Origin of the sequence: Achromobacter sp., from assembly GCF_032113835.1 — a bacterium.
Taxonomy (GTDB): Bacteria; Pseudomonadota; Gammaproteobacteria; order Burkholderiales; family Burkholderiaceae_B; genus Achromobacter.
This window is the reverse complement of record NZ_DAMCTG010000076.1, coordinates 1-26798: the sequence shown is the minus strand read 5'-3', so window position 1 is coordinate 26798 and position 26798 is coordinate 1. Positions and strand designations below refer to the sequence as shown.

Annotated in this window: 27 protein-coding genes; 13 read left to right on the top strand and 14 right to left on the bottom strand. The window is 65.6% G+C overall.

Going from position 1 to position 26798, the window contains the following annotated elements:
• Positions 1 to 194, top strand: a 194-nt coding sequence (locus RT697_RS21385; protein ID WP_313701597.1) for an Hsp20/alpha crystallin family protein, incomplete at its 5' end; no start/stop codon positions are given.
• 233 nt (positions 195 to 427) lie between these two features.
• On the opposite strand, the gene RT697_RS21380 is transcribed toward RT697_RS21385, so the two are convergent.
• On the bottom strand, positions 428 to 1396 hold the full coding sequence (locus tag RT697_RS21380) for a tripartite tricarboxylate transporter substrate binding protein (RefSeq protein ID WP_313701596.1): 969 nt from the start codon (positions 1394 to 1396) through the stop codon (positions 428 to 430).
• Between the two features lie 197 nt (positions 1397 to 1593).
• A complete protein-coding gene (locus tag RT697_RS21375) occupies positions 1594 to 2313 on the bottom strand; it encodes a YggS family pyridoxal phosphate-dependent enzyme (protein ID WP_313701594.1) in 720 nt (239 codons plus the stop codon).
• Positions 2314 to 2525: 212 nt separating this feature from the next.
• Here RT697_RS21375 and RT697_RS21370 point away from each other — a divergent pair, with 212 nt between their 5' ends.
• The gene (locus RT697_RS21370; RefSeq protein WP_312436619.1) at positions 2526 to 3767 is read left to right on the top strand and encodes a PLP-dependent aminotransferase family protein; all 1242 of its coding nucleotides are present in this window, start codon (positions 2526 to 2528) and stop codon (positions 3765 to 3767) included.
• Between the two features lie 171 nt (positions 3768 to 3938).
• The gene (locus tag RT697_RS21365; RefSeq protein ID WP_313701592.1) at positions 3939 to 4955 is read left to right on the top strand and encodes an amino acid ABC transporter substrate-binding protein; all 1017 of its coding nucleotides are present in this window, start codon (positions 3939 to 3941) and stop codon (positions 4953 to 4955) included.
• A gap of 141 nt (positions 4956 to 5096) precedes the next feature.
• Here RT697_RS21365 and RT697_RS21360 read toward each other — a convergent pair whose 3' ends face one another.
• The 3 genes from RT697_RS21360 to dprA form a co-directional block, all read right to left on the bottom strand.
• Positions 5097 to 5570, bottom strand: coding sequence for a hypothetical protein (locus RT697_RS21360; RefSeq protein ID WP_313701591.1), 474 nt, complete (start codon positions 5568 to 5570; stop codon positions 5097 to 5099).
• Between the two features lie 24 nt (positions 5571 to 5594).
• Positions 5595 to 6503, bottom strand: coding sequence for a hydroxymethylglutaryl-CoA lyase (locus RT697_RS21355; protein WP_313701589.1), 909 nt, complete (start codon positions 6501 to 6503; stop codon positions 5595 to 5597).
• A gap of 93 nt (positions 6504 to 6596) precedes the next feature.
• Positions 6597 to 7709, bottom strand: a complete 1113-nt coding sequence (dprA, locus tag RT697_RS21350; protein WP_313701587.1) for a DNA-processing protein DprA — start codon at positions 7707 to 7709, stop codon at positions 6597 to 6599.
• 238 nt (positions 7710 to 7947) lie between these two features.
• On the opposite strand from dprA, the gene def reads away from it, so the two are divergent.
• Positions 7948 to 8460, top strand: a complete 513-nt coding sequence (gene def / locus RT697_RS21345; RefSeq protein WP_313701586.1) for a peptide deformylase — start codon at positions 7948 to 7950, stop codon at positions 8458 to 8460.
• Positions 8461 to 8526: 66 nt separating this feature from the next.
• The gene (gene fmt, locus RT697_RS21340) at positions 8527 to 9468 is read left to right on the top strand and encodes a methionyl-tRNA formyltransferase (RefSeq protein WP_313701584.1); all 942 of its coding nucleotides are present in this window, start codon (positions 8527 to 8529) and stop codon (positions 9466 to 9468) included.
• A gap of 40 nt (positions 9469 to 9508) precedes the next feature.
• On the opposite strand, the gene RT697_RS21335 is transcribed toward fmt, so the two are convergent.
• From RT697_RS21335 to RT697_RS21315, 5 genes are all read right to left on the bottom strand, one after another.
• On the bottom strand, positions 9509 to 10030 hold the full coding sequence (locus RT697_RS21335) for a class IV adenylate cyclase (protein WP_313701583.1): 522 nt from the start codon (positions 10028 to 10030) through the stop codon (positions 9509 to 9511).
• Between the two features lie 14 nt (positions 10031 to 10044).
• Entirely contained in the window at positions 10045 to 10671 is a 627-nt protein-coding gene (locus RT697_RS21330) for a pyridoxamine 5'-phosphate oxidase family protein (RefSeq protein ID WP_313701582.1), read from the bottom strand.
• Positions 10672 to 10683: 12 nt separating this feature from the next.
• Positions 10684 to 11310, bottom strand: a complete 627-nt coding sequence (locus RT697_RS21325) for an HAD hydrolase-like protein (RefSeq protein ID WP_313701580.1) — start codon at positions 11308 to 11310, stop codon at positions 10684 to 10686.
• A gap of 65 nt (positions 11311 to 11375) precedes the next feature.
• Complete coding sequence (locus RT697_RS21320; protein ID WP_313701579.1) at positions 11376 to 11942, bottom strand: hypothetical protein; 567 nt, start codon at positions 11940 to 11942, stop codon at positions 11376 to 11378.
• A 36-nt stretch (positions 11943 to 11978) separates the two neighbouring features.
• Positions 11979 to 12569, bottom strand: a complete 591-nt coding sequence (locus tag RT697_RS21315) for a TIGR00730 family Rossman fold protein (RefSeq protein WP_313701578.1) — start codon at positions 12567 to 12569, stop codon at positions 11979 to 11981.
• Positions 12570 to 12803: 234 nt separating this feature from the next.
• Between RT697_RS21315 and RT697_RS21310 the strand changes: the two genes are divergently transcribed.
• A complete protein-coding gene (locus RT697_RS21310) occupies positions 12804 to 13361 on the top strand; it encodes a ferritin-like domain-containing protein (RefSeq protein WP_313701577.1) in 558 nt (185 codons plus the stop codon).
• 78 nt (positions 13362 to 13439) lie between these two features.
• On the opposite strand, the gene rimO is transcribed toward RT697_RS21310, so the two are convergent.
• The 3 genes from rimO to RT697_RS21295 form a co-directional block, all read right to left on the bottom strand.
• Entirely contained in the window at positions 13440 to 14765 is a 1326-nt protein-coding gene (rimO, locus tag RT697_RS21305; RefSeq protein ID WP_409517473.1) for a 30S ribosomal protein S12 methylthiotransferase RimO, read from the bottom strand.
• Between the two features lie 224 nt (positions 14766 to 14989).
• Positions 14990 to 16240 (bottom strand): MCT family MFS transporter, encoded by a 1251-nt coding sequence (locus RT697_RS21300; RefSeq protein WP_313701574.1) that lies wholly within the window; start codon positions 16238 to 16240, stop codon positions 14990 to 14992.
• 1 nt (position 16241) lies between these two features.
• Positions 16242 to 17648 carry an amidase gene (locus RT697_RS21295; protein ID WP_313701573.1) on the bottom strand — a complete coding sequence of 469 codons (1407 nt, stop codon included), beginning with the start codon at positions 17646 to 17648 and terminating at the stop codon, positions 16242 to 16244.
• A gap of 196 nt (positions 17649 to 17844) precedes the next feature.
• Between RT697_RS21295 and gcvA the strand changes: the two genes are divergently transcribed.
• The gene (gcvA, locus tag RT697_RS21290; RefSeq protein WP_313701572.1) at positions 17845 to 18732 is read left to right on the top strand and encodes a transcriptional regulator GcvA; all 888 of its coding nucleotides are present in this window, start codon (positions 17845 to 17847) and stop codon (positions 18730 to 18732) included.
• Positions 18733 to 18800: 68 nt separating this feature from the next.
• Here gcvA and RT697_RS21285 read toward each other — a convergent pair whose 3' ends face one another.
• Positions 18801 to 19436: a LysE family translocator gene (locus tag RT697_RS21285; RefSeq protein ID WP_313701571.1), complete on the bottom strand. Its 636-nt coding sequence runs from the start codon at positions 19434 to 19436 to the stop codon at positions 18801 to 18803.
• Between the two features lie 95 nt (positions 19437 to 19531).
• Between RT697_RS21285 and rsmB the strand changes: the two genes are divergently transcribed.
• From rsmB to RT697_RS21255, 6 genes are all read left to right on the top strand, one after another.
• The gene (gene rsmB, locus RT697_RS21280) at positions 19532 to 20869 is read left to right on the top strand and encodes a 16S rRNA (cytosine(967)-C(5))-methyltransferase RsmB (protein ID WP_313701570.1); all 1338 of its coding nucleotides are present in this window, start codon (positions 19532 to 19534) and stop codon (positions 20867 to 20869) included.
• 39 nt (positions 20870 to 20908) lie between these two features.
• Positions 20909 to 21499, top strand: a complete 591-nt coding sequence (locus RT697_RS21275; protein ID WP_313701569.1) for a DUF4390 domain-containing protein — start codon at positions 20909 to 20911, stop codon at positions 21497 to 21499.
• On the top strand, positions 21496 to 23811 hold the full coding sequence (locus RT697_RS21270; protein WP_313701568.1) for an ATP-binding protein: 2316 nt from the start codon (positions 21496 to 21498) through the stop codon (positions 23809 to 23811). Before RT697_RS21275 ends, RT697_RS21270 begins: the two co-directional genes overlap by 4 nt.
• Positions 23812 to 23822: 11 nt before the next feature.
• On the top strand, positions 23823 to 24518 hold the full coding sequence (locus RT697_RS21265) for a response regulator (RefSeq protein WP_313701567.1): 696 nt from the start codon (positions 23823 to 23825) through the stop codon (positions 24516 to 24518).
• Positions 24515 to 25894 carry a Trk system potassium transporter TrkA gene (gene trkA / locus RT697_RS21260; RefSeq protein ID WP_312436667.1) on the top strand — a complete coding sequence of 460 codons (1380 nt, stop codon included), beginning with the start codon at positions 24515 to 24517 and terminating at the stop codon, positions 25892 to 25894. The genes RT697_RS21265 and trkA overlap by 4 nt, the downstream gene beginning before the upstream one ends.
• A 53-nt stretch (positions 25895 to 25947) precedes the next feature.
• The coding region (locus RT697_RS21255; RefSeq protein ID WP_313701566.1) for a potassium transporter TrkG at positions 25948 to 26798 on the top strand (851 nt) is incomplete at its 3' end.

Here is a 26798-nt window from a genome sequence, read left to right as displayed (position 1 = left end):
CGGTCGAGACGCCCGGCGACCTGCGGCTGGTGCTGGGCGAAATGCGCGCGCCGCTCTTTCGCCGGTCGTTCCGGTTGGGACAGGAGTTCGACCGCGCGCAGATCAGCGCCAGCCTGAAGCAGGGCCTTCTGACGCTGCGCATCCCCCGCGTGCGCGAGGCGCAGCCCCGGCAGATCCCGGTCGTGGCGGGGTGATCCGTCTGTCAGGACGCCAATAGGCGCTGACCCAGGTGTCAGACACCCGTTGAGATGACCCAGGTGTCAGACACCCGATGAGATACGGCTGCAAGCTGACGACCATCTCCGTCGGGTGTCTGACACCGCCCGAAGCACGCCGCTGGGTGTCTGACACCGTCCCAAGCATGCCCATGAAAAAAGCCGCGGTCTGATGACCGCGGCTTTCCCATTGCTGCGTGACGCCAGCGCGATCACTCCAGCTTGATGTTCGCCTTCTTGATGACGTCCGCCCAGGCGCTGCGCTCCTGATCGGCATACGTCTTGAAGTCCTGCGCCGACATCGGCATGGGGATGACGCCCATGTCCAGCATCTTCTGCGACACCGCGGGCGACTTGAGCGTGGCGTCCAGATCCGCGGACAGCTTCTTCACCACCGCTTCAGGCAGACCGGCCGGGCCGACCAGGCCTTGCCAGGCATACGCCGTGAAATTGGAGACGCCCTGTTCGGCCATCGTCGGCACATCCGGCAGCACCGTCACGCGTTCGGGCGTGGCGGCGGCCAGGACGCGCAGCTTACCGGCCTTGACGTTGGGCAGGCCCGAGCCCAGGTCGATGAACATCATGTCCACCTGGCCGCCCAGCAGATCCTGGATGGCGGGCGCGGCGCCCTTGTAGGGGACGTGCAGCACGTTGGCGCCGGTGCGCTGCTTGAAGAGTTCCAGCGCCAGGTGATGCGGCGAACCCGCGCCGGCGGAGGCCGACGTCAGCTTGCCCGGTTCCTTCTTGGCCGCGGCGAGCACGTCTTCGACCGTCTTGTACGGCGAGTTGACGTTCACGGCCAGCAGCAGCGGGAACTTGGCGATGCCGCCGATGTAGGTGAACTTGGCGGGGTCGTACGACAGCTTGGCGTACAGCGACGAATTGAAGGCAAGCGTGCCCGAATCGGCGGTGCCGACCAGGTAGCCGTTCGGTTCCGCCTGGGCAATGGCCGTGGCGCCGATGATGGTGCCGGCGCCCGGACGGTTCTCGACCACGATGGTCTGCCCCAGCGTCTTTTCCAGGCTGCTCGCGACCGTGCGTGCGACCACGTCGGTGCCGCCGCCGGCGGGGTAGGGAACGATCCAGCGGACCGGTTGCGTGGGCCAGGATTGGGCTGAAGCCGCGGTGGCGGCCAGCGACAGGGCGGCAAGCGCCAGCAGGCGCTTTGCTTGCTTGTGCATGAAGTGTCTCCTCGTGCGGGGTATCGTGAGCGCGGCGTCCGCGTGTTGATCGACGTCAACTAGCGCCGCATTTTTTTGCGTCGCTATTATGCCTTGCGCCTACGCAAAAAGGGGCCCGTGAATTGGGCCCCCTCAAACCGCCGCGCGCCCGCCTATTGCAGCCGCTACAAGTCCGCGTCAGTCCGCACGAGTCCGCGTCATTGCGGATCCGGATAGTGCCGCGCGCCAAAGATGGCCGAACCGATGCGGACTTCCGTCGAGCCTTCCTCGATGGCCAGTTCGAAGTCGCCGCTCATGCCCATCGACAGGCGGTCCAGCGCCACGCCGGGAATGTTTTCTTGAACCAGCCCATCGCGCAGCTCGCGCAGCGCGCGAAAGCAGGCGCGGACTTCATCGGGATCGGGCGAGTTGACCGCGAGGGTCATCAGGCCCTGCACGCGCAGCGTCGGATACTCCGAGGCAATGCGGCGCAGGAACGGCGAAACCTCCTCGGGCTCCATGCCGAATTTGCTGGGTTCGGACGAAGTCTTGACCTGCACCAGCACGTCCAGGGTGCGACCCTCATTTTGCAGACGCCGGTGCAGGGCGTCGGCCAGGTCCACGCGGTCCAGGGATTGCACTTCCGCGGCGTCGCGGGCGGCGTCCTTGGCCTTGTTGGTCTGCAGGTGGCCGATCAGCACCCATTGCAGACCCAGTCCTTCCAGCGCGACGGCCTTCTGGCGGATCTCCTGCGTCTTGTTTTCGCCAAAGCGCGTCAGGCCCAGCGCCATCGCCTCGCGGATCGCGTCCTCGCCGAAGGTCTTGCTGACGGGCAGCAGGGTCACGCTGCCGGGATCGCGGCCCGCGCGCTCGCAGGCCTCTCGGATGCGTTGCTGGATCTGGGCGAGGCGCCCGGCCATGGTGTCTTCGGCGGTCATGCAGCTCTCTGGCAAAAACAGGAAGTCCCATAGTGTAGGACGTGTTCCGGGCCTGCCGCAGCACGGGTGTCCGGCGCCTTGAACCCCGCCGTTGACCCTGTCTGATCGGCAGGCTTAGAATTTGCGGAGATTTGTTTATATTTCAAAGTTCTATGCCGTCCGGCGCCGCCCATTCGGGCGACACGTTCCCCCCTCCTACCAAGCCCTTCGCCATGTCCAGTGCAGCGCCCGAATACGTCTTTGCCACGCCGTTCCTGAATCCCCCCGCCTCGCCCATCCGATCGCTCATGCCCTACGCCATGCGTCCGGGCACCATTTCGCTTGCCGGCGGCTATCCGGCCCAGGAATTGTTCGACGTGGACGGGCTGTCGATCGCTTCGTCGCAGGTCACGGCCCGGCTGGGCGCCTGCCTGCAGTATTCCAACATCGACGGACAGGCCAGCCTGCGGCATGAGCTGGCGCGCCTGTCCGCGGCGCGGGGCCTGCACTGCAATGCCGACACGGAACTGGTCGTGACGGGGGGCTCGCAGCAGGCGCTGGCGCTCCTGACCCGCGTGATGCTGCAGCCGGGCGATCACGCCATCATCGAATCGCCGGCCTTCCCGAACTCCGTGCAGGCCTTGCGTTACACGGGCGCCACGGTGCACACCGTGCCGTCCGGACCCGACGGCATCGACGTGGACGCGCTGGACGAACTGGCCGCGCGCGTGAAACCCAAGATGGTCTGCGTCGTCGCCTCGTTCTCGAATCCCTGCGGCGCCACCCTGACGCGCGAGCGCCGGCTGCGCTTGCTGGAGCTGGCGGTCAAGCATCGCTTCCTGATCGTCGAGGACGACCCCTACAGCGAACTGCGCTTTGCCGGTGAAGCCGTGCCGCCCATCGCGGCGCTGGCCGAGGGCGAGGCCCGCCACTGGGCGGTGTACATGGCCAGCATGTCCAAGACGATGGCGCCCGCGCTGCGTATCGGCTGGCTGGTCGCGCCGCCCGAGATCCGCCGCCGTTGCGTCGGCGCCAAGGCGGCCGACGACATGGCGTCCTCGGCCTGGATCCAGGAAATCGTCGCCCAGTATCTGGCCAACGGCCGTTACGACGAACACGTGCCGCGCATCCGCGCCGCCTATGGCCTGCGCTGCGCCGCCATGGCTGACTCGCTGGCGCGGGAACTGGACGGCCGCATCACCTTCAGCAAGCCCGAGGGCGGCATGTTCTTCTGGGCGCGGCTGACGGGCGACGTGGATGCGACGCGCCTGTTGCCCTACGCCATCGAGCACGAGGTGGTCTACGTGCCGGGCAAGGCGTTTTACGCCGACGCGGCGCAGGCCGATCTGTTCGCCATGCGCATGTCGTTTGCCACCATGAACGAAAGCCAGATTGCGCAAGGCATGGTCCGCCTGGGCCGCGCGCTGGACGCCTGCCAGGCCAACGAACCGGTATCGATCTCGCTGGCGGCTTGACGGCGCGCAGCGTCACGCCCGCCCCGCATTGCTATCCTTTCTGCGCAGGCCGCCGGCGCCCGCCGGCGGCATACCTAAATAAGCGCTCGTTATTTGGCTGGGGCGCTTCATGTCTATAAGCTTCTTGCCTTGGCGCGCTTTCGCGCCCGGTAGCAGAAAGGAATCCAGGTCATGAACATTGCAAAAGGGTTGGTGGGCGCGGCGCTCTTGATGGCGGCGGCGCAGGGCGCGCAGGCGGCAACGCTGGACGTCGTGAAGCAGCGCGGCGCCGTGGCTTGCGGCACGACCACGGGCTTTGCGGGCTTTTCCGCCCCTGACGCGCAAGGCAAATGGCAGGGCCTGGACGTGGACCTGTGCCGCGCCATCGCCGCCGCGGTTTTCGGCGACGCAAACAAGATCAAGGTGGTGCCGCTCAATTCGCAGCAACGTTTCACCGCGTTGCAATCCGGCGAAGTCGACGTGCTGACGCGCAACACCACCGTGACGCAGCAACGCGACACGGCGCTGGGCATCATCCACGCCGGCATCAACTTCTACGACGGCCAGGGCTTCCTGGTGCCCAAGTCGCTGGGCGTGAAGAGCGCCAAGGAAATCAACGGCGCCACGGTCTGCCTGCAGACCGGCACGTCCAACGAGAACACCCTGGCCGATTGGGCGCGCGCCAACAACGTGTCGTACAAGCCGGTCGTCATCGAGACCTTCAACGAAGTCGTCAACGCGTTCGCGTCCGGCCGCTGCGACGTGTTCTCGACCGATGCATCGGGCTTGGCGTCGATCCGTATTTCCAAGCTGCAGAATCCCGACGACTACGTCGTGCTGCCCGAGATCATCTCCAAGGAACCGCTGGGCCCGTTCGTGCGCCAGGGCGACGACGCGTGGCTGAACATCGTGCGCTGGTCGCTGTCGGCCATGATCGAAGCCGAGGAATACGGCGTGACGTCCAAGAACGTGGACGAACAGGCCAAGAGCGCCAATCCCAACATCAAGCGCATCCTGGGTGTCACGCCCGGCAGCGGCGCCAACCTGGGACTGGACGAAAAGTGGGCATACAACATCGTCAAGCAGGTGGGCAACTACGGCGAGAGCTTTGAGCGGAATGTGGGTGAGGGAAGTCCGCTGAAGATCAAGCGCGGGTTGAATGCGCAGTGGACGCAAGGCGGGTTGATGTACGCGTTGCCAATCAGATAACCCCGCGTGTCTGACACCTCGTGTGTCTGACACCGGCTAACTTTGGACGGTCGTCATGGTGTTGACGGTCGTCTTTGTCTTGACGGTTGTTTAGATATGGCTGGTGTCAGACACACGAGGTGTCAGACACGCAGAGTTTGACTAACCGCGCCGATACACCTGCGCGATCTTCACAAACGCCCCGCGCAATTCCCGCGTCCCGCCCTGAAAAATCACCGGCTTCCCCCGGTGCGTGAACACGACGAGCCGCTTCGAAAACACCATCGGCACAAACCGCGCGAAGCGCACGTCTTCCCAGGCCACTTCGCGCCGAGTGAACCAGGTCTGGCTGATGCCGTGATCGTCGATCGTGGTGATCGACGTCTGCATGTGCCACGACACGAACAGCAGCGCCACGAAGCACAGCACCACGGCGACCGCCAATAGCGTGTCGAAAGGCTGCGAGGGCGCGCGGATCGCGGTGGTGACGACCTGCACGCCCAGCACGGCAAGCAACACCCACGTCAGGATGCGCACCCAGTCCGGCCAGGCCTGGCCCGACAGGGGCAGCGGGCCGATGTCGCGGAGCAGCGCCGCGAGGTCTTCGGGCGCGTTGGGGGCATTCTGAGTGGTCATGCGGTGCGGGTCATGCGGCGGTGATCAAGCCGCGCGCTTGGCGGCAATGGCGTTGCCGGCGCGGCTGGAACCCTTGCGGTTCAGGTGCCCCGACATCCATTGCCCGATGTCGACCACGGCGTCGAAGTCCACGCCGGTGTCGATGTCCAGGCCGCGCAGCATGTACAGCACGTCTTCCGTCGCGACGTTGCCGGTGGCGCCCTTTGCGTAGGGGCAGCCGCCCAGGCCGGACACCGAGGTGTGGAAGATGGAGATGTCGGTTTCCAGCGCCGCCAGGATGTTGGCCAGCGCCTGGCCATAGGTGTCGTGGAAATGACCGGAGATGCGCGCCGGGTCTACGACGCGCGTGACGGCGGCCATGACTTCGCGCACGCGCTTGGGGGTGCCCACGCCGATGGTGTCGGCCACGTCGATCTCGTCGACCTGCATCGCCAGGTAGCGTTGCGCCACGTCGACCACGGCTTCAACGGGGACTTCGCCCTGGTAGGGACAGCCCAGCGCGCAGCTGATGCTGCCGCGCACGCGGATGCCGGCTTCGCGCGCGGCCTGCACCACGGGTTCGAAGCGCGCGATGGATTCGGCGATGGAGCAGTTGATGTTCTTCTGGGAAAAGGCCTCGCTGGCGGCGCCGAAGATCACGATCTCGTCAGCGCGGGCGGCCAGCGCCCCTTCAAAGCCCTTCATGTTCGGCGTCAGCACCGAGTAGATGGTGCCGGGCCGGCGCTCGATGCGTGCCATCACGTCGGCGCCGTCGGCCATCTGCGGCACCCATTTGGGCGACACGAACGACGCGGCTTCCACATTGGGGAAGCCCGCGGCAGCCAGGCGGTTGACCAGTTCCACCTTGATGTCGGTGGGGACGAATTCCTTTTCGTTCTGCAGACCATCGCGAGGCGATACCTCGACGATCTTCACGCGGGAGGGCAATGCCATGTCTCTTCCTGTATCGGTATTGGGTGACCGGCGCTACAAGACTGCGGCGCTGCCGAACATATTAGCGCCATCGCATCTGACCCCGCTGCGGTGCTAGTGCAAACGCTGGTAGCGGCCGTCATCCAGGCGGGCGATGCGGCCCTGCAATTCCAGTTCGACCAGTTGCGTCTGCAGGGCGGCCGTTTCCAGCCCGCAGCGCGTCTGGATGGCATCCAGGTGCAGCGGGTCGAAGCCCAACGCTTCCAGCACGGGATGTGAGGGGAGCGCGGCGGGCGCGTCCTTGCGGGCGGGCTGCGACGGCGTGGGCCCGCCGCCCAATTCATCCGTGATGTCCATGGCCGTCTCGACCAGCTTGGCGCCCTGGCGGATCAGGGCATGGCAGCCGCGCGACAGCGGCGAATGAATCGAGCCCGGGATGGCGAAGACCTCGCGGCCGCATTCACCGGCAAGCCGCGCCGTGATCAGCGATCCGCTCTGCTTGGCCGCTTCCACCACCAGCACGCCGCGCGCGAGGCCCGCCACGATGCGATTGCGCTTGGGAAAGTGCTGCGGCCGCGCGCCCGTGCCCAGCGGCAGCTCCGACACGAGCGCACCGTGCGCGGCGATGCGATGCGCCAGATCGCGATGGCTGGCCGGATAGATGCGGTCGATGCCTGTTCCCATGACCGCCACCGTGCCGGCACCCTGAGGACCCGCGTCCAGCGCGCCTTCATGCGCCGCCGCATCGATGCCCAGCGCCAGGCCACTGACGACGCGCCAGCCCGCGCCGGCAAGGTGCCGCGCAAAGGCGCGCGCGTTTTCCTGCCCGCCGGGCGTGGCGTTGCGCGCCCCAACGACCGCCAGCGACGGGCCTTGCAGAAAGGCCGGGTCGCCCGCGACGTAGAGCAGGATCGGCGGGTCGGCGATGGTCAGCAGGCTTTGCGGATAGGTGGGATCGGCCAGCGTGAGGATGTGGCGGCCGGGCGCCTGCACCCATTCCAGCGCGCGCTCCACCTGTTCCGCCATGTCGGCCGGCATGGGCGCGGCCAGTTGGCGCGCCAGCGCTTCGGGCAGGTGCCGCGCAAGCGCCGTGGCGCGTTGCGCATAGATCTGGTCGGGCAGACCCAGCGCGCTCAGCAGCATGCAGGCGGTGGCCGAACCGATGTTGGGTTCGAGGGACAAGCGCAGCCAGGCGGCGAGTTCTTCGGAAGATTGCGTCAGCGGCATGAAACGGGCGGAAAGGGCGCGGAAAAAGCGTCGGGGGTCCGAGAGTGTCGCATGCGCCGCGCGTGGCCGCGGGCGCGGGGTGGACGGATATGCGCGCACCGAGCCAGCGGAGAGAACGCACCGAAAAATGGTGCCGCAGCAATGTCCACAATCCCTGGATTAGCCGAAAGCTATTAGAAATCAAGACTCTAATGGATTAAACTCTCGCCTACGCATCACTACTGGCGATCCCCTTTCAATGGCTTTACTTCCCATCCTTCGCTACCCGGACCCGCGCTTGCACAAAAAGGCCAAGCCGGTTGCCGAGGTCGACGACCGCATCCGCCAACTCGTGCGCGACATGGCCGAAACCATGTACGACGCGCCGGGTGTGGGTCTAGCCGCGACCCAGGTCGACGTGCATGAGCGCGTCGTCGTGATCGACGTGTCCGAGGACAGCAATTCGCTGCTGACCCTGATCAATCCCGAGATCACCTGGCGCAGCGACGACTACAAGATCTACGAAGAAGGCTGTCTGTCTGTTCCCGGCGTCTACGACGAAGTGGAACGCGCGTCGCGCATCCGCTGCAAGGCGCTGGACATCGACGGCAAGCCGTTCGAGTTCGAAGCCGACGGCCTCCTGGCCGTGTGCGTGCAGCACGAGCTGGATCACCTGGAAGGCAAGGTGTTCGTCGAATACCTGTCGAACCTCAAGCAGAATCGCATCAAGACAAGGCTCAAGAAGGCCGAGCGGGAAGCGCTGCGCGCCTGACCCCGGGCCGGACTTCGGCCCGTCTTTGCCCTGCCGCCTCCGTTCATCTCTTCAGCAGTCCACTTCATGCGCATCGTATTTGCCGGCACCCCGGAATTCGCCCGTATCGCGTTCGACGCCCTGCGGGCGGCCGGCCACGAAATTCCCTTGGTCATGACGCAGCCGGACCGGCCGGCGGGGCGGGGCCTGAAGCTCACGCCCAGCCCGGTCAAGCAGGCCGCGCTGGACGCCGGCATCGCCGTCGCCCAGCCGCGCAGCCTGCGCCTGGATGGCCGCTATCCCGACGAGGCCGCCGAGGCGCGCGCCCTGCTGGAAAGCGTGGCGCCCGATGTCATGGTGGTGGCCGCGTACGGATTGATCCTGCCGCAATGGGTGCTGGACCTGCCGCGCCTGGGCTGCCTGAACATTCACGCCAGCCTCCTGCCGCGCTGGCGCGGCGCGGCGCCGATCCAGCGCGCGATCGAGGCGGGCGATGCGCGCACCGGCGTCACCATCATGCAGATGGACCAGGGTCTGGACACGGGCGACATGCTGCTCGAACGCATCGTGCCGATCTCCGATGAAACCAATGCGGCGCAGTTGCATGACGCGCTGGCGCTAGCCGGCGGCGAAGCGATCGTCGAAGCGCTGGAGGCGTTGGCCAAGGGCGGCCTGACCGCGCGCAAGCAGCCGGAAGAGGGCGTGACCTACGCGGCCAAGCTGGACAAGGCCGAGGCCGCGCTCGATGGCACGCAACCCGCCGAACTGCTGGCGCGCCGCGTGCGTGCGTTCAATCCGGTACCCGGCGCCAGCATCCGCCTGCCGGGATTGCCCGACGCGGTGAAGGTCTGGCGCGCCGAGGCGCTGGACGAGGCCACGACGGCCGCGCCCGGCAGCGTGCTGCGCGCCGATGCAACCGGCATCGACATCGCCACCGGCCAGGGCGTGCTGCGCCTGCTGGAGCTGCAAAAGGCGGGCGGCAAGCGCCAATCCGTGGATGTGTTCGTGCGCGGCTGGCAGCCGGCCTGAACCCGTCCCGACACGGATCACACCGGCGGCGCGCGAGGGATCAGCCCTCGCGGCGCGCCGCCAGCAGATCCATGTAGGCGCCCGACAGCAACTGCGCGGGCGCGACGCCCAGCCCGGCCATCAGCGTGCGGGCTTCTTCCATGCCTGCCTCGTCGGTTTCGTCCTCGCGCAGCACCACTTCCAGTTCCAGGAATTCGCCCAGGCCTTCGACCCGGTCCAGATGGATGCGGGTGCGTCCGGACATGAATACCGTGCGGTGCTTTCTTACGCGGCCGATCACGCCGTAGGCGTGCGTTAACGCCTCTCGCAGGGTGTCGGGGGCGTCCGTGGGCGAGATGACGTAGAAGCTTTCCTTGGGACCGCTGTCGTCGGCGCGCTGATAGAAGATCAGCTCGCCCGAGCCATCCGCGAAGGCGCGCAGTTTCAGGCGGCCATTGGCGCACGTGAAGAACGTGTCGTCCTGGTCGATGAACGCCGGTTCCTTGCCGGACAGCGCCGCGGCCAGGTGTTCGATGGCGTCCAGGCTGTCGACCCGCGCCTTGATTTCGACGTTGCGTGCCATGCGCGCCTCGGGATTCAGTAGAGCGAACCGGCCACGCGGGCGGGCAGGTCGCGGTCGTAGGCCACGCCGTCGAAGGTGCCGGACGTCAGGTCGGAAAGCATCCGGCCGACGCTGGGCAGCGCGGTGCGAGGAATCTGCGTCGCCGGGTCCCACAGGCGCGAGCGCAGCAGCGCGCGCGAGCACTGGAAGTAGACCTTGTGCACGTCGACGATCAGCACCGAGCGCGGCAGCTTGCCGTCCATCTCGAAGCGCGCCAGCAGCGCGGGGTCGACGCTGATGCGCGCCTCGCCGTTCACGCGCAGCGTTTCGCCCACGCCCGGCACCAGGAACAGCAGAGCCACGCGCGGATCGGCGATGACGTTGAGCAGGCTGTCCACGCGGTTGTTGCCGCGGCGGTCGGGCAACAGCAGCGTCTTTTCGTCTTCCACTACGACGAAGCCGGCGGGATCGCCTCGCGGCGAGGCGTCCAATCCGTCCGGGCCCGCGGTCGCCAGCAATGCAAAGGGCGCGGCCTCGATGAACGCGCGGTAGTGCGGATGCACATGGTCCACCTCCTTTTTCAGGGAGGCTTCGCCGGGCGAACCGTAAAGCGCTTGCAGGGCGTCGGCGTCGGTAATCAGGTGGGCGGGATCGGTGTGCATGGGATCTGGGCGTTACGCCAGTGCGTTGGGAAGGTCTTCGACCGTCAGGAAGAGTTCATCGGGGCCGCGGCCGCGCAGGGCGTCCGGGTGGTTGTAGCCCCAGGCGACCGATCCGACGCGCACGCCCGCCTTGCGGGCCGCGTCGATGTCGCGCATTTCGTCGCCCACCAGCAGAAAGCGCTCCGGCGCGGTGCCGTGCTGCTTGAGCAGTCGGTCGATCTTGGCGGCCTTGCCGAACAGGTCGGTGCCGCATTCGTAGTCGTCAAAGAGCGCGGCGGTTTCTTCGCCCAGCACGCGCCGCACGTTCTCGACGGAGTTGGAGCTGACCACTGCCAGGCGCAGGCCGCCCGCCTTCAGGCGGGACAGCGCGTCGGGGATGCCGTCGAACAACTGGACGCTGGGATCGATGTCCTGCATCAGCGTGCGCACGTGCGTCATGATCGCGGGCAGCTTCCACAGCGGGATGTTCAGGTACTTCAGGATCTCCATCGCATCACGGCTGCGCAGTTGCTCGCGCTCGGCCGCATCGATCTGGCGGAAGTTGTATTTGTCCGCGACGGTGTTGAGGATGGAGTTGAACCACGGCATGGTGTCTGCCAGGGTTCCGTCAAAGTCGAAGGCTGCAATGTCGTATTTCAATTCTTGGAATCCAGTGCCGGCAGGCCGGGCAAGGGCGCCCGTTCCACAGGCGCCTTGCGCGAGCCCTACACGCCGTGCGGGTGAAGAAGATAGTGCACGACCGGCGCCAGGTCTTCAAGCGGCGGGGCGCCGGCGACCACGCGCGCCGCGCTGGTCCAGGGGTAGTCCAGGGCCAGCAGCCAGCCGAACACCGCGGCCGTATTGTCGGGCGGCAGGCTCACCATGGTTTCGATCGTGATGGTCAGGCGTTTGGCGCGATACGGGTCGGGCTGAAACTCCCAGTCGTAGCGGCCACAGCCCACGCGCACGTTGCCGGTGGCTTTTTCCGTCATGCCGACCAGCCAGTCGCAGTGGTATTCGGACAGTCGCGTGTCGGCGGCCGGGCGCGACAGGTAATAGGTGTAGACGTTGTCGTAGGTCTGGCCGAATTTGCGCACCAGCGTGTCGGTGATGGCGGTCAGGCCATGCGATTCGGGCGGAAAGGCGATGGCCTGCGTGCGCAGGGCCATCTTCAGCACGGCGTCGGACGCAAAGGCGCGGGCCATGTAATGCGGGCGGTTCTCGTCCTTCGCGTGAAAATAGTCGCGCAATACGGACTCGGTGCAGGCGGGGAACAACGAATCGGTGGGCATTGCGAGGGGCTTCCGTTCAGGTCTCAAGCGTCGGTGTCAGGGCTTTCTGACCGGATCGAACCATTTCGAGACGTTGGGCGGCTCGTAAATGGCGTAGCGATCCAGCAGCAAGGCGGGGTCTTCTTCCACCACCAGCATGTCTCGATGCTGGGGACGGATGAATGCTTCTTCCACGGTGTGGTCGATGAATTGCATCAGGGCATCGTAGTACCCGGCGACGTTCAGCAATCCGCAGGGTTTCTGGTGCATGTTCAACTGCGCCCAGGTCCAGACCTCGAAGAACTCTTCCAGCGTGCCGGCGCCGCCGGGCAGGGCGATGAAGCCGTCGGACTTCTCCATCATCATGGCCTTGCGCTCGTGCATGTTCTGCACCATGTGCAGCTCGGTCAGCCCGAGGTGCGCCTGTTCTTTCTTCAGGAGCAGCTCGGGAATCACGCCGATCACGCGGCCGCCGCCGGCCAGCACTTCATTGGCCACCACGCCCATGATGCCGACGATCGATCCGCCGTACACCAGGCCCAGGTCGCGCTTGACGAGTTCGCGTGCCAGCACGCGGGCCTGTTCGACGTAGTCCGGGCGCGTGCCCGGGTTGGAGCCGCAATACACGCAGATATTCTTCAGAGTCATAAAAACGGTGGGAAATTGCCGGCCGCGTTACAGATTGCGTCACGATGCCTTTCGCGAAGCCGATAGTTTACGCAAGGTTGCGCAGGAGCCTTTTTGCGGCCGGCGCGGCCAGGCCGCGGCGCACGGGCAATGTTTGGACACAGCATGTTCCGGCATGGCCGGTAGACTGAATATTGCGAAAACGACTGGAAGTCCAGCGTCGTGCTGCTTTCACTGACTAGAGGAGCTAACGATATGGAACAAGCAACCCGCACCCCGCAGCAAACGAATCGTCCGTTCAACATGGACGTGCAGGCGATCCGCGCCAAGGCGCGCAAGGACATCGAGTCCGGAGCCGTCACCGACACCTATCGCGCAGACCGTGAAACCGTGCTCAAGCTGTTGAATGAAGCGCTGGCGACCGAAGTGGTCTGTGTGCTGCGCTACAAGCGCCACTACTTCATGGCCCGCGGCCTGAATGCAGAACCCGTCGCCGCGGAATTCGCCGAACATGCGACGCAGGAACAGGAGCACGCCGACAAGCTGGCCGAGCGTATCGTGCAGCTGGGCGGCGAGCCGGACCTGTCGCCCAAGGGGCTGCTGGAACGCAGCCACTCGGAATATGTCGAAGGCAACACGCTGGAAGAGATGATCAAGGAAAACCTGATCGCCGAGCGGATCGCCATCGATAGCTATCGCCAGATGATCGAGTACATCGGCGAGCAGGATTCCACCACGCGCCGTCTGCTCGAGGAAATCCTGGCGGTCGAAGAGGAACATGCCGACGACCTGTCGGACTTCCTGGAAAAGTGATGCGGCCTTAAGTCATCAAAGCAAAACGCCGTCCGGCGCGCGATGCGCCGGACGGCGTTTGTCCGAAGTGGCCCTGAATCAGACCACGTCGGCCCACAGGTCGTATTCGTCGGAATCGGTGACGCGCACGCGCACCATGTCGCCCGGTTGCAGGGGCTTGTCCGAACTGACGTAGACGCAGCCGTCGATCTCGGGCGCGTCGGCGGCGCTGCGGCCCACGGCGCCGTCTTCGTCGACCTCGTCGATCAGCACGTCGATCTCGCGGCCCACCTTGAGCGCCAGGCGCTCGGCCGAGATGGTCTGCTGCAGCGCCATGAAGCGTTCCCAGCGGTCCTGTTTGACGTCATCCGGCACCGGATCGTCCAGCAGGTTGGCGGGCGCGCCTTCGACGGGCGAATACTGGAAACAGCCCACGCGATCGAGTTGCGCTTCCTGCATCCAGTCCAGCAGATACTGGAAGTCTTCCTCGGTTTCGCCGGGAAAGCCCACGATGAAGGTCGAGCGGATCGTCAGGTCCGGACAGATTTCGCGCCAGCGCTTGATGCGCGCCAGCGTCTTGTCCTCGAAGGCCGGGCGCTTCATCAGCTTCAGGATGCGCGGGCTGGCGTGCTGGAACGGGATGTCCAGATAGGGCAGGATCTTGCCCTCGGCCATCAGCGGGATCACTTCGTCCACGTGCGGGTACGGATACACGTAGTGCAGACGCGTCCAGACGCCCATTTCGGACAAGGCCATACAGAGCTCGGTCATGCGCGTCTTGACCGGGCGGCCGTTCCAGAAGCCGCTGCGGTACTTCATGTCCACGCCGTATGCACTGGTGTCCTGCGAGATCACCAGCAATTCCTTGACGCCCGCCTTCACCAGGCGCTCGGCTTCGTTCAGCACGTCGCCCACGGGACGGCTGACCAGGTCGCCGCGCATCGAGGGGATGATGCAGAAGCTGCAGCGATGATTGCAGCCTTCGGAGATCTTCAGGTAGGCGTAGTGGCGCGGCGTGAGTTTGACGCCCTGCGGCGGCACGAGGTCCACGTAGGGGTTGTGGTCGGTGCGCGGGGGCGCTGCGCTGTGCACGGCGCGCACGACCTCTTCATATTGCTGGGGGCCGGTCACCGACAGCACGCTGGGATGCACGTCGCGGATCACCGATTCCTCGACGCCCATGCAGCCGGTCACGATGACCTTGCCGTTTTCGGCAAGGGCCTCGCCGATGGCTTCCAGCGACTCGGCCTTGGCGCTGTCGATAAAGCCACAGGTGTTCACGACGACCACGTCGGCACCGTCGTATTCCGGCGTGATTTCGTAGCCTTCGGTGCGCAGCTGGGTCAGGATGCGTTCGGAGTCGACCAGGGCTTTGGGGCACCCTAACGACACCATAGCTACACTCGGGGCCCGCTTCGTTTCCATCTGGAAATCCAATTCGTTAAGACAAAACCTATAGTTTACAGCTACTTAAGATTCAGCGAGCGAGGGATCAGACACGAAGAGCAAGCGGGTCAATGCAGCCATCCGCCGTCAGTGTCGGAAGTGGCTCGCGGGTAGCTTGAAGGGACAGATCCGAAACGGCAGGGATTCGCAGGAGAGGAGCACCCGACTAAACGCTTCTACGCTGCGAACAAATGTTGGTGCTTTCATCGTGATGCTTTCTCCAACGCGATTTTCACTGGCTTCTTCAAGGCGAACGTCGCCACCACGATTGCTGCGATGACGTTCGCGGCCACGCTCACGAGGATGGGTAGCGTGTAGCTGTGGCTCATATCGAAGATGAAGCCGGCAGCGGTGGGGCCGATCAAGGTACCGATCGCCACGCTGGTGTAGAGAATTCCGATGATGCCGCTGACATTGCGTCCGCCAAAGTGATCCATGACCACGGCGGGCAGGATCGCCACCCAGCCGCCATAAAAGAGACCAAAGAGCAAAGCAAAGAATGCGAGTGGCCAGAAGCTGGATGCAATAGCCCAGATCGCGAGCGCGGCAGCCATCCCGATGAACATCATCAGAAGGAACGATTGGCGTCCGACCCGATCGGCTAGGCCGCCGAGGAAGAAGCGCCCCAGCGTGCTGCCAACACCGATGACGCCGAGTAGCAGCACGGCGGCGGATTGGTCGATGTGATGATCTTGCGCATAGGGCACGAGATGCACGAAAGGCACGAAAACGCCGAACGAGCAGATCAGGCAGGCCGAATATAGCGCGGCGAATTGCGGGGATCTGACCGCTTCACCGACCGAAGCTCCGATACGGGCCGCTCCAGGTTGATTGACCACAAGGGGAACCCCGTCAGGTCCGGTTCCTTTGTCGCGAGGATCATTCGCAATAAGCCAGGACATGCCGACACCGATCATCGCGGCGAGGCCGCCCAGCGCCAGATAAGCCCCCCGCCAACCCAGCATGTCGATCATCCACGAGGCAAGTGGCGGCATCACGAGTGTCCCGACGCCGATGCCGCTCACCGCGATGCCGGACGCGAAGCCTCGGCGCTTGAGGAACCAGCGCTGGACCGCCCCGACGGCCGGCACATAGGCGCAACCGATGCCAAGACCGACACCAAGCCCGTAGGCGGCATAGACTTCGTGAATGGTGCGCGCGACGCTGGCGAGCGCAAGGCCAGCGCCGACCAGGGCCATGCCTAGCATGGCAAGGCTCCGCGCGCCCCACCGATCGGCCAACGGGCCGCTCACAACGCCCAGACCGAAATACAGAAATCCCGCTAGAGAAAAGACGAGCGACACCGAGCCCCGCGATGCCCCGAAGTCCTGTTGCAACGACGGAACGAAGGCGCTGAACGTATAGGCGCTGCCGAAGCCGACAAAGGTGATGGCGAATGCTGCCGCGACGACGATCCAGCCGTAAAAGAGGCGATTGGTGGGTGTGGTCGTCATGTCACGCCACCGGGTGGCGGCGATGCCATGTCGAAACGCGCTGGAACGCCGCACCGGCTCGGACCAATTTCGCCTCGCCGAGATGGCCGGCGACGAGCTGGAAGCCGATCGGCATTCCCGCTTGAGTGAAGCCGCCGGGCATGGTCAGGGTGGGATGGCCCGACATATCGAACGGGCAGGTATATCGTTGCAGCTTGGCGATCAGGCCCGGTTGTTCGCCGAGCGTTTGAACCGTGGCGAGCGTCAGCGGCGCGAATGGCTGAACCGGCGTCAGCAGCAGGTCGATTTTGCCGAAGAGCGCTTCCACTTGGCCACGAAACGCCATGCGCCGCAGCAATATCTCCTGATATTGCGTGCCCGAGACCGCATGTCCCGCCTCGATGACCGAGGCGAGCACGCTGCCATATTGGTCCTTGTGCGCCGGGTATGTTGCCTTGTGTGCGACGGCGGCCTCGACCGCACAGTTCGGCACCCAGTCGGCGACCGCCTGGGTAACGTCCGGGAATTCTATGTCGACAATCTCAGCCCCAAGGTCTGCGAATGCCGTGAGAGCTTCAGCAAGGGCCGCCTGCGTACCGGCATCGACATCGTCGCTGTTCCAGACGGCATCGATGCCAATCCGCAGGCCACGCAGATCCCCGATGATGGTCGCCAGATAGTCCGGCACGGGATCCAGCAGCGCCGTCGGGTCGTTTGGATCGCCGCCGGCTATTGCACCGAGCAATGTTCCCGCATCCACGGCGCTGCGCGCCATTGTTCCAACATGGTCCAGCGAAGGCGCCAGCTCGATAACGCCGTAACGGCTGACCCGTCCCCAGGTGGGCTTCAATCCCGTCACGCCATTGGCGGCCGCGGGCCAGCGGATGGAACCCCCGGTATCGGACGCAAGCGACCCGTAGCAAAGACCCGCCGCCGTCGCCGCGCCCGAGCCGCTAGAGGAAATACCGGGCCAGTAGTCGGCATTCCACGGATTTCGGGGCGGTGTTACGGATGGGTGGTGATCGGAATAGGCGCCCTCGGTGAGTTGAGGCTTGCCGAGCAACACCGCACCGCCCTCCTTCAAGCGCCGTACAACCGTCGCGTCTTCATCGGAAACGACATGCCGATGGACCGCCATGCCGGCGCCCGTCGGAAAGCCTTTGATCTGGCAGAGGTCCTTGATCGCGATGGGAACGCCATGGAGCGGCCCGCGGCTATGCCCGGCCGCCGTTTCCGCGTCGGCCACGTCCGCTTGGGCGAGCGCGGCATCCGCCATCACCAGCGCGTAGCTGTGCAACTCACCATCCAGCGCGGCAATCCGGTCGAGCTGCGCTTGCGTCACCTCTCGAGAAGAGACGTCGCGATTGCGGATCAGATCCGCGACTTCCGTGAGTTCTAGGTAGTGCAATGCAATGGATTCGTTGGTCAATGTTGATCTCCGTGGGCGGCGTCGGTCGTTGGCCCAATGAGCGTTGAACACACCAACCTCAATCGCATCACGATAGTTTGGCTAATTGGTATCAAAGCAATGGGCTGCACGCCTAAATGCGCTGCAAGCACTATATTGGCTATCTGGCTGCATTAACAAACCAGTCTTTCTCCGAGATTCACATTAGATTTTCTAAATGAACCATCGAAAATTTCCATCGCTGAACGCATTGCGAGCATTCGAATCCGCGGCTCGGCATCTCTCTGTAAAACTTGCAGCAGAAGAGTTGTGCGTTACGCCGGGAGCCGTCAGCCAGATGCTGCGAAACCTGGAGGACCATCTTGGCGTGAAGCTGTTCGAGCGGGTGAATAGGGGAATCCTGTTGACCCAGGCAGGCCGGGACTATCTGCCCCCCATCCGAAACGCCTTCCGTCAGATCGCCGAAGCCTCCAGGCGCGTGGCTGTCGCCGCCGACACCGGTAACCTGACGATCAGCGTCACTCCGTTCTTTGCGTCGGCCTGGCTCGTTCCACGTCTGAAGTCATTTCAGCAAGCCCACCCTGAAATCGACCTTCAGATCCTCACCAGCGGCGCATTGGTGGATTTCTCGCGTGACAGCGTTGATCTTGCCGTGCGCCATGGCGTCGGTCGCTATCCTGGCTTACGGAGCTATCGCGTCGTTTCCGTTGAAATGGTGCCCGTTGCTGCGCCGCCGCTTGTTGAGCGCCTGGGGATGCCGGAGCGGTCTGACGAGTTGACGCGCTGGCCGCAGGTTCACGACGTTGACCGAAAGGGCTGGAGCCTGTGGTTTCAAGCACAAGGCATCAACGAGGTTGGGATTCCCCGCGGCCCCTCCTTTGACGACTCCGGACTGCTGCTTAGCGCTGTGGTCGCTGGCCAAGGCGCGGGCCTGCTCCCGGCCGCCATGGTGGCGCTCGACGTGGCCGAAGGGCGCCTCGTCATGCTCGCGAAACCGACCCATATGGAAACCTTCGCCTATTACCTGGTCTATCCAGAGGCCAAGCACGACAACCCGAAAATTTCCGCGCTTAGGGATTGGATTCTCGGCGCCGCTACCACGTGACGGTGGTTAGCGCGGTAGATACGGCGATCGGCCGAATGAACATCCGAAACCCCCGCCGGAGCGGGGATTTACGCAAGCGCGGTACGGCGATACAGCGCCAGGGTGCCCGCCAGTCCGATCAGCATCCCCCCGCAGATCCGGTTCAGCCAGCGCAGGCCGCCCGCCCGGAAGGCGCGCACCATCTGCGCGCCCAGCGCCGCGTAGGCCAGCATCGTCGCCACGTTCAGCAGCGCCAGCACGCCGGCCAGGATGGCGTATTGGGCGGGCAGGGGGGCGGCGGGGTTGATGAATTGGGGCAGGAAGGCCGACATGAACAGCAGGGCCTTGGGGTTGGTCAGGGCCACGACGAAGCTGCGCAGGCCCAGTGTCAGACCGGCCGGGCGGCTATCGCGGGCGTGTTCGGGCGGCAGGGTCAGCGCCGCGTCCGAGCGCAGGAGCTTCCAGCCCAACCATGCCAGGTACGCCGCGCCCACCCATTTGACGATCTGGAAGGCGACCTCGGAGGCAGCCAGCAGCACGCCCAGTCCGCAGGCCACGGCGCCGATCAGGACCAGGTCCGCCAGCACCGCGCCGCCCATGCCCCAGCAGGCGGCGCGCACGCCGTGGCGCGAGCCGTTGCTCATGGCGAGCAGCGTGGTGGGACCGGGGGTGATGATGGCGACGGCAGAGGCCAGGACGAAAAACAGCAGCGTGGCGAGGGACATGACGGGGCTCCGGGGCAGGGAGCCAGTGTGCCGCGCGGGCCGCCGTCCGTCCAGGTCCGGGCTACCATAGCGGTCTTACTCTTTGATTTCGCACCATGTCCACCCGTCCTGACTCCCCCAATCTGGCCCCTCCGCTTTCTTCCGTTCTTCTTGCCAGCGCGGGGGTGGTGGAGGACGTGCTCGACGGGCGCTCGCTGACGGAGGCGCTGGCCGAGGTCGATGGCGGGCTGCGTCCGGCCACGCAGGCCGTGTCGTTCCATGCGATGCGCTATCTGGGTTGGGCCGACGCCGTCGGCCGCGAGATGGTGCAGCGGTATCCCAGCGTGCTGTTCGAATCCCTGCTGCTGGTGTCGCTCACGCTGCTCAAGGAAGAGGGCGATGCGGCCGTCGCCCTGCCCGGCATGCCGGTCTACGCCCCGCACACGGTCGTCGACCAGGCCGTGACGGCCGCCGCCGGGTCGCGCGCCCTGGCGTCCTACAAGGGGATGCTGAACGCCTGCCTGCGACGTTTCCTGCGTGAACGCGCCGCGCTGGAGGCCGCGGTGGCCGACAGCCCCGAGGCGCAATTCAATCATCCCGGCTGGTGGGTCAAGCAACTTACCGTGGCCTATCCGAAGCAATGGCGCGAGATCCTGTCGGCGTCCAACCTGCCGGCTCCCCTGACGTTGCGGGTCAACCGCCGCCGCGCCACGCGCGAACAGGTGCTGGCTGCCTTTGAAGATTCGGGTCTGGCGGCAGAAGCCGTGGGCCAGTCCGGCGTGGTGCTGGCCACGCCCAAACCGGTGACGCAACTGCCCGGCTTTGCCGAGGGTTGGTGGTCGGTGCAGGACGCGGGCGCGCAGCTCGCGGCCGAATTGCTGGCGCCGGCCAACGGCATGCGGGTGCTGGACGCCTGCTCGGCGCCCGGCGGCAAGACGGCGCACCTGCTTGAACTCGCCGACATCGACCTGCTCGCCCTGGACGCCGACGCCGACCGCCTTGGCCGCGTCGAACAGAACCTGGCGCGGCTGGGGCTGGGCGGTGACCACGTCCTGCTGAAGGCGGCTGACGCCGCCGACCTGGACGCCTGGTGGGACGGCAAGCCTTTTGACGCGGTGCTGGCCGACGTGCCGTGCACCGCATCGGGCATCGTCCGGCGCCACCCCGACATCCGCTGGCTGCGCCGCGAAAACGACCTGCGCCGCACCGCCAGCCTGCAGACCCGGATCCTGGACGCGCTGTGGTCCACCGTGGCGCCCGGCGGCCGGCTGCTCTATGTGACGTGCTCGGTATTCCCGATCGAAGGCACGCGCCAGGCCCTGGAATTCCTGCAGCGCCATCCCGACGCGACCCGTCTGGATGCGCCCGGCCAATTGCTGCCAGTTGCGGTCGATGCAACACCCGCGGCGCAACACGACGGGTTTTTCTACGCCTTGTTTGCCAAGCAGTCCTGAATCCCGAAGAATAGGGGCATGACGTAGTTCCGGTGCCGTATGTCCATTATTTCGCGCGTATTTCTTGGGTTGTTGCTGGTATCTGCCGTGCTTTTGACTGCGCCGGGTGGCTTGGCTCACGCGTCCGAGCCGCGCGTCACGCGCGTGGAACCGATGGTGCGCGACGGCAACCTGGAAATCGACGCGGACATCGACTTCGAACTGAATCAGCAGTTGCGCGACGCCGCCCAGCGCGGCGTCGCCCTGTATTTCACGGCCGACCTGACCATCACCCGCGAACGCTGGTACTGGTTCGACGAGTCGCTGGTGGACACGTCGCGCACCTGGCGGGTGGTCTATAACGCGCTGACCCGCCAGTGGCGGGCGGGCGTGGGCGAGCTGTCCTTTCCGGTGGCCTCGTTGGACGACGCCATGAGCACCATCCGGCATATCCGCAATTGGCGGGTCGCGAAGGCCGGCGAGTTCGATGCAGGGTCGCAATACAACGGGCAGGTGCGCCTCAGGCTGGATACGTCGCTGTTGTCCCGGCCGTTTCAGGTCAACGCCCTGAACAGCAGTTCGTGGGCGCAGGCGACGCCGTGGATGGAGTTCTCGTTCATGCTGGGCGACAAGGAGAAAGATCCCTCATGAGGCTTTTGCTTCGACTGGCGCTGATGGTCGGCGCCGTGAGCGGCCTGGCGCTGCTGGGCCTTCTGGCCTGGTCCACCGGAAACGCCTCGCGTTTTGCGCGCTACTACGACACGCTGCTGGTCCTGAACGGCATTTTCGCGCTGGCGCTCTTTATCTGGGTGGTGGCGCTGACAGTTCGGCTTGCCCGGCAGATCCGGCGCCGGCAGTTCGGCGCGCGGCTCACCGCCCGTTTTTCCCTGGCGTTTGCCCTGATCGGCGTGGTGCCCGGCGCGCTCATCTACACCGTGTCGGTGCAGTTCATGTCGCGCTCGATCGAATCCTGGTTCAACGTGCGCGTGGACACGGCGCTGGAAGCCGGCCTGAACCTGGGCCGCGCCGCGCTGGATTCGCTGCTGGCCGACCTGGACGCCCGCGCCCGCTCGATGGCCGTGGAATTGAACCGCAGCACCGACAGCGGCGTGACGCTGGCGCTGACCCGCTTGCGCGAGGCCAACGGCGTGCAGGAAGCCATGGTGTTCACGGGCAGCGGCCGCATGGTGGCGTTTTCGACCAGCCAGTACGGCCAGCTGCTGCCGGCCATGCCGCCGTCCACGGTGATGAACCAGCTGCGGCTGGCGCGCGGGTATTCCGCGGCCGAAGCCGACGATCCGGTCACCGCGGGCGCCGAAGGCGGTCTGCACCTGCGCGTGGTGATCCCGCTGAATGGCCCGGACCGCTACGACAACCTGCTGGGTCCCGCCTCTGAACCGCGCTGGCTGCAATTGCTGCAGCCGGTGCCCGAGCAGATCGCGCATAACGCCAACCTCGTGCAGCAGGGCTTTCGGGACTACCAGGAACTGGCGCTGTCGCGTCTGGGCCTGCGCAAGCTTTACGGCATCACGCTGACGCTGGCCCTGCTGCTGGCGGCGTTCGGCGCCATCGCGGTGGCGCTGTCCCTGTCCAAGCGGCTGGTGCGCCCGCTGCTCAGCCTGGCGGGCGGCACGCAGGCGGTGGGCGTGGGCGACTACCGGCCCCTGCCAGAGCCGCCGGAGCGTGACGAAGTCGGCCAGCTCACGCGCTCGTTCAACGCCATGACGCGCCAGCTCGACGAGGCGCGCCGCATGGTCGAAAGCAACCGCCAGCAGCTCGAACGCTCCAACGTCTATCTGGAAAGCGTGCTGTCCAACCTGTCTTCCGGCGTGCTGGTGTTCGACGAAGCGTTCCGCGTCACCACCGTCAACCAGGGCGCCCAGACCATCCTGGGCGCAGACCTGCGCTCGGTCATCGGCCGCCCGCTCGAAACGGCGGACGGCATGCTGGAATTTGCGAACATCGTGCGCCAGGCGTTTTCGACGCACGCGGCGGTCGGCTCCGAGCGCCAGCACTGGCAGCAGCAATTCGAGATTGCACCCGCCCAGGCCGACGGCGAGACCGTCTCCCAACCGCTGACCCTGCTGGCGCGCGGCACGCACTTGCGCGTGGACGGGCGCGGCAACGGCTACCTGGTGGTGTTCGACGACATTACCGAAGTGATTTCCGCCAACCGGACGGTGGCGTGGGGCGAGGTGGCGCGCCGCCTGGCCCACGAAATCAAGAATCCGCTGACCCCGATCCAGCTTTCGGCCGAGCGGCTGGCCATGAAGCTGGAAGGCAAACTGCCGCCCGCCGAGGCGCAGATCGTCGCGCGCTCCACAAACACGATCGTGAACCAGGTGGCGTCGCTCAAGCAGATGGTGGACGACTTCCGCGAGTATGCGCGCACGCCGCCCGCCGTCATGCAGCGCATCAATTTCAACGCGCTGGTGGCGGACGTGCTGTCGCTCTACGGCTGGGAGCCTGACGGCGCTGCGTCGCGCCTGACGGAAAAGGCCATGAATCTGGACGTGAGTCTGGGCGCGGATCTGCCTGATATCGAGGGGGATCCGACCCAGCTCCGGCAGGTGATCCACAACCTGCTTTCCAATGCGCGCGACGCGATCGCGGAACTGGGCGGGCAGGGCCGCGTCAGCGTGACGACCCAGCTCATGCGCAGCGAACAGCCCGATCGCGTGGCGGATCAGGCGCTGCGTTTCACGGTGGCGGACACCGGTCCGGGCTTCCCGCCGCAGGTCATGCAACGCGCATTTGAGCCCTACGTAACCACAAAGTCCCACGGGACTGGGTTAGGATTGGCAATCGTCCGCAAGATCGTGGAAGAGCATGGCGGACGTATCGACCTTGCCAACCGCAAGGAAGGAGGGGCGCGGATTTCCATCCTGTTGACCCGGCTCGCGCCCGGGTCCGACACTATGGACGCCACCGCGCAAGAAAAGGATAATGCGGCTACGCAATAGGTGGATGCTTTATGGCCAGAATTCTGGTGGTTGACGACGAAGTCGGTATACGCGAACTGTTGTCGGAAATCCTTTACGACGAGGGACACACGGTCGAGCTGGCCGAAAACGCGGCGCAAGCGCGCGCTGCCCGTCTTCGCATGCGTCCCGATCTGGTGTTGCTGGACATCTGGATGCCCGACACCGACGGCGTCAGCCTGCTCAAGGAGTGGGGCTCGCAAGGCTTGCTGGACATGCCTGTCATCATGATGAGCGGCCACGCCACCATCGACACGGCGGTCGAAGCCACGCGCATCGGCGCGATGGATTTCCTAGAAAAGCCGATCACCCTGCAGCGTCTGCTCAAGACCGTGGCCGCGGGCCTGGCGCGTGGCCGCGTGCCGCATGCGGCGCCCGCCGCCGCCAATCCGGCCGTCGCCAGCCCGGTCGTCGCGCTGGAAGACGAACTGGATCCGCCCGCCGCGCTGGCTGCCGTGTCCGCCAACGATGTGCCGGCCACGTCCAACGGCCAGCTCGGCAGCATCTCGCTGGACCAGCCGCTGCGCGAAGCGCGCGACGAATTCGAGCGCATCTACTTTGAATACCACCTGGTCAGGGAAAGCCACAGCATGACGCGCGTGTCCGAACGGACCGGGCTGGAACGCACCCACCTCTACCGCAAGCTCAAGCAATTGGGCATCGAGTCCGCGCGCAAGCGCAGCACATGAAGATCCTGATCATGGGCGCTGGTCGCGTAGGCACCAGCGTGGCGGAAAACCTGGTGTCCGAGCAAAACGACATCACGGTCATCGATTCCGACCCCGCCCAGTTGCAGTACCTGCAAGAGCACTTTGACCTGCGTGTTGTCCTGGGTGACGGCTCGCAGGTTTCCGTTCTGGAAAACGCCGGCGCCGCCGACACCGATCTCTTCATTGCCTGTGCGGCGTCCGACTCCGCCAACATGGTCGCGTGCAAGATCGCGCGACAGCTATTCAACATTCCCCGCCGAATCGCCCGCATCCGCTCGGCTGAGTTTCCCGAGCATCCGGAACTCATGAGCGAGGAAGGCTTCTGCATTGACGCGCTGATCAGCCCCGAGCGCAGCGTCACCACCTACCTGCAAAGCCTGATCGAGTTCCCCGAGGCCCTGCAGGTCGTGGAATTCGCCGAAGGCCGGGTCAGCGTCGTGACCGTCCGGGTGGGCCATGGCAGCCCGATGGCGCATTCGTCCGTGGACAAGCTGCGCGACGTGTGGCCGGACGTCAAGGCGCGCGTCATTGACGTGCTGCGCGGCGGCCGTCCCCTGCGGGCCGGCAGCGGCACCGTCATCGCCCCGGGCGACGAAGTCGTGCTGGTCGTCGATTCGGACCACGCGCGCCGCGCCGTGCGCAAGCTGCGCGACGCCGAGCGCGCAGTGCGCCGCGTGATGATCGCGGGCGGCGGCAACATCGGCCTGCGGCTTGCGCGCCAGCTTGCCGAGGAAAAATACAGCGTCCGCATCATCGAGCACGACCTGAAGCGCTGCGAATACCTGGCCACCCAGCTTCCGGACAGCGTGCTGGTCCTGCACGGCAGCGGCACCGACGAGGCGCTGCTCGAGCGCGAGAACATCGAGGACATGGACACCTGGCTGGCCCTGACCAGCGACGACGAGGACAACATCATGTCGTCGCTGCTGGCCAAGCGGCTGGGCGCGCGCAAGGTGATCGCGCTGATCAACCGCCACGCGTACGGCGAACTCATGCAGGGCAGCCACATCGACATCGCCGTGTCGCCGTCGCAGGCGACCATGAGCGAACTGCTGCGCCACGTGCGCCGCGGCGACGTGGTGGCCGTGCACCGGCTGCGCCAGGGCGTGGCCGAGGCGCTGGAGGCGATCGCCCACGGTGACCGTTCCACGTCCAAGGTGGTGGGCCGCGCGGTGGGCAAGATCAGCCTGCCCAAGGGCGCGAGCATCGGCGCGCTGGTGCGCGGCGAGGAAATCATCCTGCCGGACGCCGACACCGTGATCGAAACCGACGACCACGTCATCGTCTTCGTGCCCTCGCGCCAGCAGATGCCGCGCGTGGAAAAGCTGTTCCAGGTTTCGGCGTCCTTTTTCTGATGCGCCGCGCTCTTTGCCCCTTGTGTGGGCCGCGCGCGGCCGGATAGACCTCCATGAAGCGCGTCCTGGCCACCCTGTACATACTGGGCCTCACCATGGTGATGTTCGCCCTCACCATGCTGATTCCGCTGTTCATCGCCTATGTGGGGGGCGACGCGGCGCGCGACGCCTTCCGAGACGGCTTCCTGATCTCTGTCGGCATTGGCGGCGGCCTGGCCGCGCTGACCCGGCGCAACCGCAGCGAATTGCGGGCGCGTGACGGCTTCGTGCTGGTGTCGGCGGTCTGGGCGGGCCTGCCGCTGCTGGCGGCCATTCCGCTGCTGCTGTACTTCCATGGCGCCGGACTGCCGCTGTCCTTCACGGGCGCCTATTTCGAGGCGATGTCCGGTCTGACCACGACCGGCGCCACGGTCCTGACCAACCTGGACACGCTGCCGCCGTCGATCAATCTATGGCGGGCGACGCTGATCTGGATCGGCGGCATGGGTATCCTGGTGCTGGCGGTGGCCATTCTTCCGCTGCTGGGTGTCGGCGGCCATCAGGTGGTCCGGGCGGAAACGCCGGGGCCGATGAAGGACGAGCGGCTGACGCCCCGCATCGCCAGCACGGCCAAGGCCCTGTACGCGGTCTATTTCGTGTTCTCCATCCTCTGCTTCATTGCATACCGGCTGGCCGGGCTGTCGTGGTTCGAGGCCTGGTGCCACATGGCCACCACCATGGGGCTGGGCGGGTTTTCCACCTGGGACGACGGCTTCGCGCACTTTGATTCCGTCGCCGTCGAAATGGTGGCGATGGTGTTCATGCTGATCGCCGGGATCAACTTCGCGACGCATTTCAACGCCTTTCGCCAGCGCAGCCCGCGCGCCTACTGGCGCTGCCCGGAGGCCATTCCCTACCTGGTCGT